The 17,952-nt window shown below is 42.1% G+C and carries 9 protein-coding genes; all 9 read left to right on the top strand.

The features are described from left to right. Positions 1–27 precede the first annotated feature (27 nt). On the top strand, positions 28–1,368 hold the full coding sequence (locus tag RM556_RS02315) for a sodium-dependent transporter (protein WP_311373741.1): 1,341 nt from the start codon (positions 28–30) through the stop codon (positions 1,366–1,368). A gap of 9 nt (positions 1,369–1,377) precedes the next feature. Further along, on the top strand, positions 1,378–2,850 hold the full coding sequence (gene nhaC / locus RM556_RS02310; RefSeq protein ID WP_311373740.1) for a Na+/H+ antiporter NhaC: 1,473 nt from the start codon (positions 1,378–1,380) through the stop codon (positions 2,848–2,850). Between the two features lie 88 nt (positions 2,851–2,938). Beyond that, a complete protein-coding gene (pepN, locus tag RM556_RS02305) occupies positions 2,939–5,587 on the top strand; it encodes an aminopeptidase N (protein ID WP_311373739.1) in 2,649 nt (882 codons plus the stop codon). Positions 5,588–5,609: 22 nt separating this feature from the next. After that, positions 5,610–5,834: a DUF2835 family protein gene (locus RM556_RS17345; RefSeq protein ID WP_409220039.1), complete on the top strand. Its 225-nt coding sequence runs from the start codon at positions 5,610–5,612 to the stop codon at positions 5,832–5,834. Positions 5,835–6,010: 176 nt separating this feature from the next. Beyond that, positions 6,011–8,086 carry a DUF1302 domain-containing protein gene (locus tag RM556_RS02300; RefSeq protein WP_311360364.1) on the top strand — a complete coding sequence of 692 codons (2,076 nt, stop codon included), beginning with the start codon at positions 6,011–6,013 and terminating at the stop codon, positions 8,084–8,086. Between the two features lie 10 nt (positions 8,087–8,096). After that, positions 8,097–9,461: a DUF1329 domain-containing protein gene (locus tag RM556_RS02295; protein ID WP_311360363.1), complete on the top strand. Its 1,365-nt coding sequence runs from the start codon at positions 8,097–8,099 to the stop codon at positions 9,459–9,461. A 54-nt stretch (positions 9,462–9,515) separates the two neighbouring features. Next, complete coding sequence (locus tag RM556_RS02290; RefSeq protein ID WP_311360362.1) at positions 9,516–10,595, top strand: YCF48-related protein; 1,080 nt, start codon at positions 9,516–9,518, stop codon at positions 10,593–10,595. A 5-nt stretch (positions 10,596–10,600) separates the two neighbouring features. Continuing rightward, positions 10,601–12,922 (top strand): MMPL family transporter, encoded by a 2,322-nt coding sequence (locus tag RM556_RS02285; RefSeq protein ID WP_311360361.1) that lies wholly within the window; start codon positions 10,601–10,603, stop codon positions 12,920–12,922. Between the two features lie 184 nt (positions 12,923–13,106). Next, positions 13,107–17,945 (top strand): NAD-glutamate dehydrogenase, encoded by a 4,839-nt coding sequence (locus tag RM556_RS02280; protein ID WP_311360360.1) that lies wholly within the window; start codon positions 13,107–13,109, stop codon positions 17,943–17,945. Positions 17,946–17,952 lie beyond the last annotated feature (7 nt).

Raw genomic sequence — 17,952 nt, 5'->3', positions numbered from 1 at the left:
AAACAATAATACAGTGATGGGGTAATTATGAGTGCACGCGGTGAGTTCTCCTCGCGAATAGGATTCGTGTTGGCGGCGGCAGGTTCGGCGGTTGGCCTTGGAAATATATGGGGCTTTCCTACGAAGGTTGCTGAGAATGGGGGAGCCGCGTTTGTGCTCATGTATTTGATAATGGCCTTTCTTTTGGCTTATCCCGTACTCATGGCCGAATTGATCATAGGTAGAGCTAAACGCGCCAATATGATCGATGCACTTAGAGACATCTCCAGCAACAAAGCGAGCAAAGTAGCTGGCGTTATGACCGGTTCTCTGGGCTTGTTGACGGTTGTTTTCATCCTTGCGTTTTACAGTATTGTTGCCGGATGGATGATCGCTTTTTTCATCGACGCTGCGACTAATATGTTCTCACTCAATATCCCTTGGTTAACTGAGTTCTCTATCCCTCGAAACCTAAGTTTCATGATTTTATTCCTATGCTTGACTGGCTACGTAGTCAGCGGTGGTATTAGTAATGGTATTGAGAAATGGTCAGTTCGTTTAATGCCCACTTTGTTTGCAATCATTATTATTCTAATTATTTACGTGAGTTTTCAGGACGGAGCTTTAGAGGGCTGGAAGGCTTATTTAGTGCCTGATTTTAATCGCGTGCTAGATCCAGACTTATTGATTGACGCAATGGGTCAAGCATTCTTCTCAATGTCCTTAGGTGTCGGGACTATGTTAGTTTACGGGTCTTACATACAACGTAATGAAAACTTACCAAAGCTGGGTGCATCTGTCGCCTTAGTTGACATCGGCGTTGCCGTATTTGCAGGGATGTTAATAATTCCTGCAATGTACGTAGCAGCGAATAACGGTGTACAAATATTTACTGAAACGGGTGCACTAATTTCAGAAGATAGCCTTATTTTTCAAGTGTTACCTGCTTTGTTTGCCACAATTGATTTAGTCGGCTTTGTCGTAGCGACCGCGTTTTTTGCGCTGATGGTCATAGCTGCACTTACGTCATCTATTTCAATGCTTGAAGTTCCTGTGGCATATTTGGTTGATAGCAAAGGCATTAGTCGTAAAAAGTCTTCAGTCTTACTGACATTCTGTGTGATGCTTGTGTCGGCGCTAATTGTATTTAACTTTGAAGCATTGTTTGTCTTGGTCATTACTTTAACAACTAAGTATAGCCAACCACTACTCGGTTTTGTGTTGTGTATTTTTGCTGGCTGGGTATGGCGCAGAAACGATATCCTCAACGATCTGAAGCATGGCAATGATAATATTGAGGGTAGTTGGTTCTGGCGAATTTGGCCTTGGTACGTGCGTTTTGTGTGTCCAGCTGTTATCGCCTTCATGTTTTATCGTTCATTAGCGTAAGGAAATCTAATGTCATCCACTCAATTAAAAGAGCCGTCACTTGTAGACGCTTTGATCCCTATTGTATTACTAGTGTTTTTTATGGGAAGTGCGGTATTTTTATATCGCGAAGACTCTTCTTATGGACCCAATCAGATAGCACTATTGCTCGCGATGGGTGTTGCTGCGCTAATCGGTATTAAAAACGGGCATAACTGGAAGTCGATAGAAGCAGGTTTAGTGAAAGGCATTTCAATGTCTTTAGGTGCCTGCATGATATTATTTGTGGTTGGCTCGCTAATCGGCACATGGATGTTATCTGGCACAGTACCTACATTAATATACTATGGACTGAGTTTGTTAAACCCCACTTTCTTTTATGCTGCTGCTTCGCTCATCTGTGCCGTAGTGGCTATGAGTATTGGTAGTTCATGGACAACCGCGGCAACCGTTGGTGTAGCGCTGATTGGCGTCGCTACAGGTATGGAAATGTCACTCGCAATTACGGCGGGGGCGGTTGTTTCTGGTGCTTATTTTGGTGACAAATTATCACCTCTATCAGAGACCACAAACTTAGCCCCTGCGATTGCCGGTACTGATTTATTCGAGCACATAAAATACATGCTTTGGACCACGATCCCGAGCTTTGCTATCACCCTCATTATTTTTGTTGTGATTGGTTTTACCGAAGATACCAGCGAGGTTTCCGACAGTATTGAAAAAATGCAAAGCACATTGCGCGAACAATTTGTCCTTGGGTGGTATCTATTGGTGCCCCTTGTTGTGTTATTAACGCTTGCCATTAGAAAAGTACCAGCCTTTCCTGCAATCGCCATCGGCGCCTTGTTGGGTGGTGTTTGGGCCTTAATCTTTCAAGGCGACCTGGTCGATTCAATGCTCAGTAATGAACGTGCTCCATTTATACAGAATCTGATGGTTGTATGGAGTGCATTGTTTGAAGGCGTATCTTTCGAAACAGGTGACGAAAGTTTAGATAAGTTACTCAGCAGGGGTGGTATGGCTAGTATGCTTAACACCGTATGGTTGATTATTTGCGCCATGAGTTTTGGTGCTGTCTTAGAAAAAGTAGGGCTGTTAAAAGCCGTCGTTGCCACCTTTTTGAAAGGCGCGAAGAGTGCTGGTGATATGATTACGCGTACTATCCTAACGTGTATTGGCACCAATATTATTACTGCAGATCAGTATATCAGTATCGTAATGCCAGGTCGTATGTACAAAGAAGAGTTTGAAAAACGTGGGCTGGATCAATTGAATTTATCTCGTAGTTTGGAAGATGGCGGTACCTTAACGTCACCTTTGATTCCTTGGAATACATGTGGTGCTTACATGTCAGGTGTTTTAGGGGTATCGGTTTACGACTATTTTGTTTACGCATTCTTTAACTTAATAAACCCTGTGTTAGCTGTTATCTACGCATTCTTGGGCATTAAAATTTTACGCTTGACGCCCCCGAAAGTAGAAATTGTAGACGGTAAAGCATAAAGTAGGCTGCAGTTGCAGAGGCTAAGTAATTGAACTAGGCCCAATATGGGCTTAGTTTGTATATTCATTTTATTTAAGCTAGGACTTTATGACTCAGAGCATTAGCAAAAAGCGCAGTGATTATCGTGCGCCAGAATACCTTATCGACACCATCAATCTTTTCGTTCGCTTACACCCTACTGAAACTAGCGTTGTATCGGAACTTAACATCCGCTTGAACACTTCCGTAGAGCGCCATGACGCGGATTTGTGTTTAGATGGCCAAGACTTACAGCTTAAGGCTGTGTTATTAAATGGTGAACGTGTAGATTCCTATGTTCAAAACCAAAATCAGTTGATCATTCCTTACGAATCTATTAAAGATTTAAAAGAATTCACCTTGAGTATATCAAATACGATAAACCCTCAGGATAACGGTTCTTTAGAAGGCTTATATCTTTCAAACAATGCCTACTGCACCCAGTGTGAAGCGGAAGGCTTTCGAAAGATCACTTACTTCTTGGATCGTCCAGACGTTTTGTCAGTCTACACGGTCAAAATTGAGGCTGATAAACAACAATTTCCTCATGTCCTTAGTAACGGTAACTTAATTGAAGATACTACGAATGAAAGGGGCCTTCGCTGTGTTACTTGGCATGACCCTTTTCCAAAGCCGTGTTATCTCTTTGCGTTAGTTGCTGGTGACTTTGACAAATTAAGTGATTCTTTTACTACGAGCTCTGGTAGAGAAGTGGCACTCGAATTATTCGTTGATAAAGGAAAACGTGAACAAGGTCATCATGCTTTATCCTCATTAAAGAAAGCGATGAAGTGGGACGAAGAGGCCTTCGGCCTAGAATATGACCTAGATATTTATATGGTTGTGGCAGTCGACTTTTTCAATATGGGGGCAATGGAAAACAAAGGACTAAACGTTTTCAACAGCAAATACGTGCTAGCCGATGCGAACACAGCCACCGACGACGACTTCTTTAACATTGAATCTATTATCGGTCATGAATATTTCCATAACTGGACAGGAAATAGAGTGACTTGCCGAGATTGGTTTCAATTGAGTCTTAAAGAGGGCTTAACCGTATTTCGTGATCAAAAATTCTCTGCTGACATGTTTAGTGAGCTCGCTACAAGAATCAATCAAGTGAAAGTAATGCGAGAGCATCAATTTGCTGAAGATGCAGGCCCTATGAGCCACCCAATCCGTCCTGACGAAGTAATTGAAATGAATAACTTCTATACGGTAACGGTTTACGACAAGGGTGCAGAGGTTATTCGTATGCTGCACACTCTGCTAGGTGAATCAGGATTCAGGGCTGGTATGGATTTGTATTTTGAGCGGCATGACGGACAAGCCGTCACTTGCGATGATTTCGTTAATGCGATGCAAGATGCCAATGATGCCGATTTAAATCATTTTAAATTGTGGTATTCCCAATCTGGAACGCCGGAGGTGACGGTAGAGAAAATACCGAAAACTGAACATGAACCAATGCGCTTACAATTTTCACAAACGACCTCACCGACAAGTGACCAAGTTAACAAACAGGCCTTGTATCTACCGATTAAGCTTGAATGTATTGAGTATAATGGGTCCAGTGTGGCATTGGACCTACAACAAGGCACGTTCGTTTTAGATACAGAAACCGCAAGCTTGGATGTACATGCCAATGATTGTGTGCCCGTTTTACTCAGTGACTTTTCTGCTCCAGTCAAAGTGCATTACGACTATTCATTAGAAGAGCTCTTACTTATTTTACAGCATGCGCAAAGCGACTACTCTCGTTGGGACGCCTCTCAGTCTATATATCAACGCTTGATCACGCAGCATTACGAATCGATGACATCTCAAAAGAATAAAGACGTTGTTCAAGCGAGCAGAATCGATAATGATGTGATAGAAATCTTGCAAAAGGTCTTTGTTGAATTAGAACATGAGCCAGAGTTACTTAGCGAGTTGTTAACTGTTCCCAGCACTGAGTCTTTAATGCAAGGTCTCAGTGATGTCGATCCTTTATTACTGGTGGCCGCTAAAAAGAACGTTATTGGTGAGCTCTCAAGAGCGCTGAGTTCCTATTTAATTACTCGTTATCAGGCCTTAACTAAATTAGACAAAGACTATGTTTACAACAAAGAGTCAGCTAACCATCGCCGATTGAGTAATGCCATGTTGTATTTACTGGCGAGTAATGACACAGAAGAAGTGCAGGCCATGATACAAGATCGGTATCGGCGAGCGGATAATATGACCGATTTGCTTGGGGCACTCAAGGCAGCGCAGCAGTCATCACTTTCTTTGTTTGAAGACTTGATGCAAAAATTTGAAGAAAGCTACCAAGATAACGCTGTTGTGATGGACAAATGGTTCTCTTTGCACGCAACAACGAGTTATTCAGATATTCTGGAGCGCTTGACCTTATTGGCAAGCCATCGTCAGTTTAATATGAAAAACCCAAATAAGGTTCGTTCTTTAGTAGGTAGCTTCGCTTTTTACAATACGGCTGGGTTTCATGCCAAAGACGGTTCTGGCTATCGGTTCCTTGCCGACTACCTCATTAATTTAGATGCGATTAATCCGCAAGTAGCCGCACGACTGGTGACGCCATTAATTCAGCGCAATGGCTATAATCAACATTGTAATGATTTAATGAAGAAGCAGTTGGAAAGAATAATGGCAAATAAGACCTTAAGTAACGATTTATTTGAAAAGGTCAGTAAAAGCTTGTTATCAGACGCTGACTAATAAAACACGCAAGATTGCATGAATGAAACAGTATATCTTTAATATTAAATTGAGTTATCGAGAATGTGAAAATTTATACGAGAGCTCAATTCAATCAATAGTGGTCACCGCAATCACAGGCGAAAGGGTTCAAATCCCAAGCACGAGACTGCGCCGCTTTGTTGAACCAACTGGCATAAGCGGGAAATTCTGCTTAATGGTGAATAAAGAGAATAAAATTCACTCCTTTGAAAGGGCAATTGATTGAAAAAAAGCCATTTGTCGGCCTTTTTTAGTCCCAGTTCCGCTTTATTACATGAATATTGCTGAACTGGTACGATTTGTTCTTGCGATTGATGTAAAATGATGTAATCATTTTGTTAATAGTTTACGTATTACTAGAAAAATATCGTTAACAACGATAGTTCGGGAGAAAGTAGGAACATGACAAATAAGCCTCGCGCATTCAAAAAGTCTACATTAGCAGCAGGTATCGCTGCGTTGTTGGCGGCGTCTTCACAAAGCGCATTAGCAGCTGATTGGGATTTCGGTGACGTTTCCGTTACCTTTGACTCAAACTTCACACTAGCAACAAGCATTCGAACTGAAGATCGTGATTTCGGTCTTATTGGGCACAGTAATCAACCCGGTTTGGATTGGACTGGCTACAACGCTGCCACTAACGTAATTTATCCATCTGCTGACGTTTGGGCGTTAACAGACGGTGCATATTCGGCAAACGGCGATTTGGGTAACCTTAACTACGACAAGGGTGATGCCTTTTCAACCCAGTTCGTTGGTTTACACGAACTAGAAATAGCTTATGGCGACTTCGGTTTCTTTGCTCGTGGATTCTATTTCTACGACTTTGAAAACTCGGACAACGACCGTGCTTATGCTAATCCAATTAATGGCGATGTTTATGACGTGTGTCGTGACGATAGAGCGTCTGAAGAGCTATGTAGCGATTTCCGTCTATTGGATGCTTTCGTTTATGCCGATTTTTATGTGGGTGACATGCCTGTTTCTTTGCGTCTAGGTGACCAAGTCGTCAGCTGGGGTGAAAGCACCTTTATCCAACACGGTATCAATACAACCAATCCAGTTGACGTTACTCGTGCTCGCGCACCAGGTGCAGAATTGAAAGAAGTATTCATTCCAGTAGGAATGCTATTTGGTTCTGTGGGTCTAACAGATACGATTAGCTTATCAGCTTATTATCAATATGAGTGGGAACGCTCAAGATTGCCTGTGGCAGGTTCGTACTTTGCTGGTAACGATTTTGCAGGCGAGGGTGGTTCGTATAACAATATTCAACTTGGTTTTACTGGAAACCCTGATATTGATTCGGCAACCTTGATTACGCAATTAAATGGCCTTGGTGCAGCGCTAGCTGCTGGTGCTGATCCAGCGACGATTGGCCAAGCTTATCTAGCTTACCCAACAAAGGTTGCAGTAAGAGCACAAAGTGATGAAGCACATAATGACGCCGATGACCAAGGTCAGTATGGTATTAAGCTGTCATGGTACGCTCAAGAGTTGAACGAAACTGAATTTAGTTTCTACCATATTAATTACCACAGCCAGCGTCCATTAGTAGCAGGTATTACTTCAGACTTTAGTCCAGAAGCAATACAAGCTGATTTAGCGTTACTAGTGCAAGGCGTTAATCGCGACAATTTAGCTGATTTGCGTGCGTTCACGAAGTCAGAGTTTGATTACCCTGAAGACATTAAATTATACGGATTTAGTTTTAACACTAATATCGGTGAAACAGCGTTTGCTGGTGAGTTTGCTTACCGTGTAGATGAACCATTACAAATAGACGATGTCGAATTGTTGTATACGGGGATGCCGGAGCAACTTGCTAACGCAGGTTTACGTCCAGATTTAGCGGGTATATCTCAACTAAACAACATTGGTCGTAACGTTGGTCCAGGTCAAACTGCAGAAGGTTTTCTGACATCGGATACATGGCAAGCACAGATGACAGCGTCACACGTGTTTGGTCCAAAGTTTGGTACAGATAACTTTATTTTATTGGGTGAAGCAGGTTACGTGAAAGTCACCGACTTCCCAGACCCTGAAGTGATTCGTTTGAATGCGCCTGGTACTGCAAGAACACCATCACTAGAGCCGGTTAGAGATTCTAGTGGCAACATCATCAGTGATAGAGCTGGTTTACATGTTGGCTTATCTGATGGTCCAGAAACAAACCCATTCGCGACATCGGGAGCGTGGGGTTACCGTTTATTGGCAGTTGCCGATTTCAATAACGTATTTGCAGGAATCAACTTGCGTACTAGAGCTACTTTTGCTCATGACGTAAATGGCACAACGCCGGATCCATTATTCTTATTCTTGGAAGACAGAAAGTCAGCTAATTTATCATTTACTTTCGATTACTTAAGCAAATGGTCAGCTACCGCTTCATACAACGCTTTTTGGGGTGGTATTGGAACCACAAACGCATTAGCTGATAGAGACTTTGTATCTTTCAATATTAAATACGCAATTTAAGGACGTAGTAATGATTAAAAAACTAGGTTTAATCGCAGCAGGGCTTTCAATTGCTTTGGCTGGACAAACTTTTGCTAAGGTTTCTGAAGCCGAGGCAGCTAAGTTGGGTAACGAATTGACACCACTTGGCGGAGAGAAAGCAGGTAATGCTGATGGTTCAATCCCAGCATGGACAGGCGGAATTACTGAATTACCAGCAGGTTACAAGCCAGGCGATTTCCACATCGACCCTTTTGCTGACGATAAAGTGTTATTTACCATTACAGCGAGTAACTACAAAGAGTACGCTGAGTTCTTGAGTGATGGTCAACAAAAAATGTTTGAAACATATCCGGACACCTACAAGATGCCGGTATATCAGACACGTCGCTCTGCATCAAATCCACAAAGTATATATGACGCAACTAAAGCCAACGCAACGCGCGCTGAGTTATTAGATGGCGGTAATGGTATTAAAGGCGCTGCAAAAGGGATTCCATTCCCAATTCCAGCAAATGGTTTAGAGGCTATTTGGAATCATACTTTACGTTTCCGTGGCGAAGCAGTACAACGTAATGGCGGCCAAGCTGCAGTAACAGCAAGCGGTGCGTTTAACGTTATCGGTTTTGATGAGCAACTAATGATTAAATACGCTGAGGACGATGCTACTCCTGAGTCTTTGGCTGCGGATAACATCTTATTTAAGTTTAAGCAAAGTGTTACCAGCCCAGCGCGTTTAGCAGGTACTGCACTTCTGGTTCACGAAACGGTTGACCAAGTGAAAGAGCCTCGTCAAGCGTGGACATATAATACCGGACAACGTCGTGTTCGTAGAGCACCAAACATTGCTTATGATGCTCCGGGAACGGCAGCTGATGGTCTTCGTACAACCGATGATTTCGATATGTATAACGGTTCACCTAACCGTTACGATTGGAAATTATTGGGTAAAAAAGAATTGTACGTTGCCTATAATAACTACGCTTTGCATAGCGACAAAGTAAGTTATGAGGACATTTTGAAGCCAAATCATGTTAACCCAGAACTAACACGTTTTGAGAAACACCGTGTTTGGGTTGTTGAAGCGACTCTGAAAGAAGAGTTCCGTCATGTTTATCAGAAGCGTGTTTTCTACATCGACGAAGATAGCTGGCAGATCCAAGTGGCAGATATGTACGATAATCGTGGCGAATTATATCGTGTCGCAATCGCACATGGTGTAAACTATTACGACGTTCCAACACAGTGGTCTACATTGGATGTATACCATGACCTAAACTCTCGTCGTTACTTGGCGATTGGTTTGGATAATGAAGAGCAAATGTATGACTTCACTATCGAGCCAGATGACCGAGAATTTACGCCTCAAGCGTTACGACGCGCAGGCAAGCGATAAGATAAAGATGAACGGTTGGCTGAGCCAGCCGTTTTTTTTAACTACGGTGTATAAATGACATTCAAACTTAATAAACTTTTCCTAACGGGTGCTTTTATCTTCGGTGCCAACGCACTTTTGAGTTCAGCCTACGCTGAAACAGCTTATCTCGCACCTCACGTTAAAGATTCCCTTTTGCTCGATATTGATGGTAGCAATCCAACTGTTATCGTCGGTGAAAGAGGCCATATTTTACTTGGCCAAAGTGCTGAGGGCGGTGCTTTAAATGATGCTGATTTTAAACAAGTTAGTGTGCCTACCAAAACAACCTTAACCGCTGTCACCCAGGTAAATGACAAAGTGTGGGCTGTTGGGCATGATGCGAGTATCCTGCACTCTTCCGATAAAGGTAACACATGGCTTGTTCAATTGAGTATGCCAGAACTTGATCGCCCATTCTTAGATCTTGTTTTTTTCAATGAGCAAGAAGGTATTGCTGTTGGCGCCTACGGTCTTTTTTATCGAACAGAAGATGGCGGTGTTACTTGGGAAAAGGAACTGCATGCATCCGTATTACCACAAGACGACATTGATTACTTAGAAAGTATTAAGGATGATCAGCAATTCTACGAAGAAGAATTGTCATTTATTCTGCCTCATTTCAATCGACTTTCTGTCAAGGGTGGCCTAGTTTATATGGCTGGTGAGGCTGGTATGCTGGCTGTCAGCGAAGACAAGGGACGTTCTTGGAAACGATTTGATATTGACTATATGGGCTCCTTCTTTGATGTGTCTAGTTTAGGTAATGGACACATTTTGGCTGTTGGTCTACGTGGTAATGCCTTTGTAAAGCAAGTTGAGTCTGAACAGTGGGAACGTCTAGAGACGTGTGTTACCACATCTCTCAACTCAATTATTTTGGGTAATGAACAATCAACATTTGTTACCGGTAATAATGGAGTCGTGCTAGCCATCGATAACCAAAAAGTCATGCTAGATGAGGTTCAGGCCGAAAATGAAGAAGGCTGTGCGATGCACACATCAATGAAGCGCATAAAGAATGAGTTAAATGACGCTATTCTTAATGGTCGTTTTATCAATGACGCTATATTAGCAGTTACCGCCTCTGGCATTAAGAAAGTAGAGATAAACTAAATACAATGACATATTTAATTAATCAGATTGAGAAGACTGTTTTTCGTCATCGAGCGATTGTCATCGCATTCTTTGCGGTCATTACTGCTTTTTTGTTGTACAACGCGTCACAACTTAAACTCGATGCAGGCTTCGAAAAAAACATTCCATTGAATCACGAGTACATGCAAACGTATATGAAGCATCGTCAGGACTTTGGTGGTGCGAATAACGTATTAGTATCGGTGTGTGACAAAAATGGAGAAATTTTTAATACGAATTTCTTCGACACATTAAAGAATGTTCATGACCAAGTATTTTTCATTAATGGTGTTAACCGTTCATTGGTGACCTCATTATTTTCACCCGCCACTCGTTTTACAGAAATTGTAGAAGGGGGATTCTCTGGCGGCCCCGTAATTCCTGCAGATTTTGATTCAACTAATCCTGCTGCACTAGAGCTGGTGAAAAAGAACATCGAAAAAGCGGGCATCGTTGGGCGTCAAGTGTCGAGCGATTTTACGTGTGCTATGGTGACGGCCCAGTTGCTAGATATCGATCCTGAGACAGGATTGGAACTAGATACCCTTGCCCTAGCAAAAGAGTTGGAAGACCAGTTACGTGGTCAATATGAAAACGAAAATACATCGATTCATATTATCGGCTTTGCCAAAATGATTGGTGACGTAGCTGAGGGCGCGAAAGACGTACTGATGTTTTTCGGTATTGCTATTGCCATCACAGCTATCATGGTTTTCTTCTTCTCAAAGTCAATTATGCTCACCGTTTTACCCTTGCTTTGTTCTATCATTGCGGTGGTTTGGCAACTAGGTTTACTGACGTTATTTGGCTTCGGTCTCGACCCAATGTCAATTTTGGTCCCATTCTTAGTCTTCGCTATTGGGGTTAGTCACGGCGTCCAAATGATTAATGCGGTCGGTAAGAAAGCATCAACTGGCATAGACGTTAAAGTTGCTTCTCAGCATGCTTTCCGTTCACTCCTTATTCCCGGTGGCGTAGCGCTTCTTTCCGATACTGTCGGCTTCATGACGCTGTTGGTTATTGATATCGGTATTATCAGAGAACTAGCGATTACAGCAAGTATGGGGGTTGCGGTAATCATCCTAACTAACTTGTTATTGTTGCCAGTATTGATGTCGTACGTGAAGTTGTCTGACAAATATAAGCAAAAATTTGCGAAGGCAAACGCAGCAAGCAGTGACGCGTGGGATCATGTTGCCAAATGTGCGAGCCCTAAAGTCGCTATTGGTATTGTGGTAGCGACAGCGATTCTGTTTACCCTAGGCTTTATGCAGGCTCAGCAATTGAAAATTGGTGATTTACATGCAGGTGCACCCGCACTGCACGAAGAGTCTCGTTACAATCAAGATACGTTTTTGATTACGGATAAATACGAGATTACCGTTGACTATATTTCGGTCATAGTCGAAACAAAAGCGGAGTCGTGCACAGAGTTCGACACCATGTCTGCGATGGACGAGTTCCAGTGGAAAATGGAAAACGTCCCTGGAGTTCAATCTGCAATATCGTTACCTTCAGTGGCCAAACGAGTCAATGCAGGTTACAACGAAGGAAATCCTAAATGGGAAGTCCTTCCGCGAAATCAATCAACAATGGTTCAAGCAATATCGCGCGTACCTACGTCGACAGGTTTATTGAATAGAAATTGTTCAGTCATGCCAATCATTTTGTTCATGGAAGATCACAAGGCAGAAACGATTGAAACTGTTGTACAGGCAGTTAAAGAAGTAGCAAGTGAATATGAAACAGAGGACATGAAGTTTAAGTTAGCTTCAGGTCCAGTTGGCGTTATGGCGGCGACGAATGAAGCTGTAAAAGAATCGCAAGACCCGATGCTCTATTACGTATTTGGTGCTGTCATTATCTTGTGTTTACTCAGTTTTAGATCGCTACGCGCAACGTTAGCGGTAGTTATTCCTCTGTATGTGGTGAGCGTGCTCGCTCAAGCATTAATGACTTACCTCGAAATCGGGCTTACGGTATCTACCTTGCCAGTTATCGCGCTTGGCGTCGGTATTGGCGTTGACTACGGTATCTACATTTTATCTACTATGACGATCAAGTTAAGGGAAGGCTACTCAGTCCAGCAATCTTATTTAGCAGCATTAAAGGAACGAGGAAGTGCGGTCTTGTTTACCGGAATTACTCTAGCCATTGGTGTTAGCACTTGGGTTTTCTCGACGCTTAAGTTCCAAATGGATATGGGAATTTTGTTAACGTTCATGTTTATTGTGAATATGTTAGGGGCAATAATTGTACTTCCTGCTATAGCTAGACTATTGTGGTGGAAGTCGGTAGAAAAATAATTTTGCTTAATTATTTGAAAAAAGGCCGAAAGGCCTTTTTTTATGCATAAAAATAACATCCTTATGCAATTTGTAAATTAAAGGTTAAATAGTGCTTTCAAATAATTAATATTTTCGAGAAAATACCGATAAATAAAGGGATAGCAAAAAATCCCACTCTCAACACAACAAATAGAGAAATTAAATGTCGGTAACCAACCATCAACATTCTGTTTTACTTGAACGTGTATTTTCCCTTATTAATGAAAAAGTCGAAAACGGTGATGCGCCGTTGATTCAACAATTCGGCCGCTTGTTATATAAGAATATGTCCTTTGAAGATATTAAGGGCAGAAGTGATAGTGATTTATATGGCGCAACATTGAGTTTGTGGCAACAGATGCAAAATCGAAAGGCATCAGAACCTTGTATTAAAGTATTCAATCCTGAAATTGCCAAACATGGCTGGCAATCTAGTCATACTATCATCGAGATTATCGTTAAGGATATGCCATTTCTGGTAGATTCCGTGCGCATGGCGATCAACAGATTTGGGATTTCAGCGCACTTGCTATTGCATTCTCCAATGTATTTAACCCGTGGGAAAGACAAAAAAGTTAGCGCATTTGTCGACAGTCAGTCAAAAGAGAAAGGAGTTTCGGCTGAGACTGTTTTCTTGATTGAAATTGATCGTCAAACAAAGCGTTCTGACATTGATAAACTGAAAGCAGAGCTCCACTCAGTTGTGGATGAAGTGTCACTATCCGTTGCTGATTGGCAGCCGATGAGAGAAAAGTTGGCCAGTATTACAAAAGGGTTTGATAAGTCTAACTCAAATGCAATACAGGCAGTTAAATCCCAAGGTAAGACCTTTCTGAATTGGTTAAATGATCACAATTTTACTTTGATGGGCTATCGCCATTATCAAGTAAAAGCGATTGAAGGCGACCACCGTTGGATCCCAGATAATGAATCAAGTTTAGGCTTGATGAAAAACTCGATAAACGATCGTCAACGACTTATTTCTAATTTGCCTGCCAGCGCGAGAGACGAAGCGTTAGGCGATAATCCTTTAATTTTAACTAAAACAAATAGCCGGGCAAGAGTGCACCGTCCTGCGTACATGGATTATGTTGGAATAAAGGAGTTTGATTCCAACGGCAACGTTATTGGCGAACACCGTTTCCTTGGCTTATATTCAGCCTCTTTCTACAATAGTAGTGCCACCGATCTTCCGATGTTAAAAGAGAAGATTGATAGAATGTGTGCGATATCCGGGTTTGACAAAGGCACTCATGCTTACAAAGCGTTCGTTAATATTGTTGAAACCTACCCGCGAGATGAGTTATTACAGACTTCTGATGAAGAGCTAGCTCAAATTGTGCTCGGTATTTTCCAAATGCAAGAGCGAGGCATCTCTCGTCTGTTCGTTAGGAAGGATGTTTTTGGTCGATTTTACTCTTGCCTAGTTTACGTCCCAAGAGAGCGTTACAACACCCAATTGCGTCGAGAAACACAAGCACTTCTCAAACGTTCGTTCAAATCAGACGAAGCAGTTGAGTTTAATACCTACTTTTCAGAATCGGTCTATGCGAGAACGCATTACATCGCCCGCGTGAAAAATAATAATATGGAGTTTGATGTGAACGAGATTGAAGATAATTTAATTGAGCTAACCAAGTCTTGGCAAGATAAGTTAGCCGCTAAAATCACATCTGCGCATGGCCAAGCTAAAGGTAAGGCACTCCAGAAGAAATACGGTAACGCCTTCAGTAGAAGTTATTCAGAGCAAAACCTACCTGGTGCTGCTTTAGTGGATATCGATAGAATTGAGCTACTGAATGATGACAAAAAGCTCGATATTTTATTCTATCGTCCGCAAGAAGAGAGTGTTGAAAGCCAGAACGTTAAATTAAAACTATATCATCGAGATGTACCTATTCACTTAAGTGATGTTTTACCCATGCTGGAAAACTTTGGATTACGAGTCATCGACGAAAGTCCATATAAAGTGACCAATGATGATGGTGAAGTAAGTTGGGTAATGGACTTTTCGATGCTGCATAAAAACGGTAAAGATTTCAACATGGAAAAGGCTCAGGAGTTATTCCAAGATGCATTTTCGAAAGTGTGGAACCGAACCCTTGAAGATGATGGTTTCAACCGTCTAATTCTAAGTGCAGAGATTACTGGCCGTAATGTGACGATTTTACGCGCTTATGCCAAGTATATGCGCCAAATTGGTACGTCGTTTAGTATCGACTACATGGCCAACACGCTCGCTAATTACCCGGATATCGCTACAGACGTTATCAGTTTATTTAGGTTAATGTTTTGTCCTAAAACGAAAAGAATGCCTAAGAAAATTGAAAACTTGAAAGAACAAGTTCTATCTAAGTTGGATAAAGTATCGAACCTAGATGATGACAGAATTATCAGGCGTTACCTTGAGTTATTAAATGCCACTCTGCGTACGAACTTTTATCAATCTGACGAGGAAGGTCACGAAAAGTCATACATATCATTCAAACTGTTACCCAGTGAAATAAGTGATATGCCTTTGCCTATGCCTAAGTTCGAAATCTTCGTATATTCTCCAAGAGTCGAGGGCGTCCACCTTCGAGGTGGTAAAGTTGCTCGTGGTGGTTTACGTTGGTCTGATAGACAAGAGGATTTCAGAACTGAGATCCTTGGCCTAGTCAAAGCACAGCAAGTGAAGAACACCGTAATAGTGCCTGTCGGGGCGAAAGGCGGCTTTGTCTGTAAAGCAATGCCAGAGAATGGCGGCCGTGCTGCGATTCAAGCTGAAGGTCAGGCGTGCTACAAAATTTTCATCCGCAGTCTACTCGACATTACAGACAACATTGTGAATGGTGAAATAGTACCACCACGAGATGTTATCCGTTTAGATGAAGATGACCCTTATTTAGTTGTTGCTGCAGACAAAGGAACAGCAACATTTTCCGATATTGCCAATGGAATATCAGAAGAGTTTAACTTCTGGTTAGGAGATGCATTCGCATCGGGCGGCAGCGTCGGTTATGACCATAAGAAAATGGGTATTACCGCTCGTGGTGCTTGGGAGTCTGTTAAACGTCACTTCAGAGAGATTGGCATCGATTGTCAAACGACGCCATTTACTGCTGTCGGTGTGGGCGACATGGCCGGTGATGTTTTCGGCAATGGCATGTTGCTATCAGAACAAACACGCATTATCTGTGCGTTTAACCATCTGCACATCTTTTTCGATCCTTCTCCGGATGAGAAGAGCAGTTACGCTGAACGACAGCGTTTGTTTGAAGATCCATCACTAAGTTGGGATGACTATGATCGCAAGTTGATTTCGAAAGGTGGTGGTATATTTAAGCGCTCAGAGAAAGCCATTCCTTTATCACCTGAAATGAAGAAATGGTTGGGCACGCGTCAAGCCACAATGACACCAAACGATTTAATTCACAATGCTTTAAAAATGCCTGTCGACCTTATTTGGAATGGCGGTATAGGCACTTATGTGAAAAGTTCGAAGGAGTCACATGCTGAGGTTGGGGATCGTGCAAATGATACGACTCGTGTTAACGGTAAAGACGTTAAAGCCAAAATTGTAGGTGAGGGGGGTAACTTAGGTTTAACCCAACTGGGTAGAATTGAGTACGCTGCAAATGGCGGCTTAGTGAACACAGACTTTATCGATAATGTTGGCGGTGTTGATTGTTCGGACAATGAGGTCAACATTAAAATATTGTTGAATACCTTGGTGAATGCCGGTGACTTAACGGTTAAACAACGAAATGAATTGTTGTATGCGATGACTGATGACGTGTCTGATATTGTTATACAGGATTGTTATCGTCAAACACAATCAATTTCGATAACAAACCTAGCGGGTGTTAAACAATTAAAAGAACAACTCCGCTTTATCCATGGTTTAGAGCGTGATGGTTTCCTAAATAGAGAGCTTGAATTTATTCCTTCTGATGATGAAATATCAGAACGTGTAGTCACTGGGCAAGGTCTCACTAGACCGGAACTATCGGTATTGATTGCCTATGGAAAAATGGTTTTGAAAGACCAATTTAATATTCCAGCTATCACGGATAACCCTTACTACGATCGCTTACTTGTTAATGCTTTCCCGCCAGTTTTGCGAGAGAAGTATCAAGCACAAATGCAAGAGCATCCTTTGCGTAGCGAAATAATCGCCACTAAATTAACCAATGAGATGGTTAATGATATGGGCTTGAATTTTGTCTATCGTTTACAGGAAGAAACAGGGGCGTCAATTGAACAAGTTGCGGAAGCTTACACAGTTGTTAAAGGCGTGTTTGGTATGGGCAGCTTATGGGAACAAGTCGAAGATTTAGATAATAAAATCGATGCGCAACTTCAGCTTGAGATGCTGGATGCTATGCGTCGTATTCTGCGTCGCACATCTCGTTGGTACATTCGTCATGGTGGTAAAACGAAGGATATCGAAAGCGCTATTAAACGTTATCAACCTGCTTTCAAAGCTGTGTCAGATAACCTAAGTGACTTCTTGGTAGAGAGTGAATGCAAAGCCGTTCATGATGAAACTCAACGTTTAATATCCTTGCAAGTACCGAAGGATATTGCCTACCGTGTCGCTTGTCTGAGCAATATGTTCTCTTCAATGGATCTTGCACAAATTGCAGAGTTGGAGAAGCGTCCAATCGAGGTTGTGGCTAGATTGTATTATCAGCTAGGTTCTCGTTTTGAGTTGCATTGGTTCTTAGATCAAATTAATCAGCAGTCAGTAACTAATCATTGGCAGGCTCTTGCTCGTGCATCTTATCGAGAGGAGTTGGATTGGCAGCAACGTGCACTAACTTCGGTACTGTTGAATATTGAACCGAAAGCAAAGGATGCCGACAAGATACTCAATTCTTGGTGTGAAGATAATAAAGAGGCCTTAGAACGCTGGTATCATATGATGACGGAGTTCAAAACCTCAGATAATCACGAATTTGCTAAATTTTCTGTCGCTTTAAGAGAATTGATGCTGTTAAGCGTGAAAGCAAACCATTAGAATACAC

The sequence above is a fragment of the Alteromonas sp. W364 genome (assembly GCF_031846205.1).
GTDB lineage: Bacteria > Pseudomonadota > Gammaproteobacteria > Enterobacterales > Alteromonadaceae > Glaciecola > Glaciecola blandensis.
Note: the sequence above shows the minus strand (reverse complement) of the source record. Positions and strands in the feature narration are given on the sequence as shown.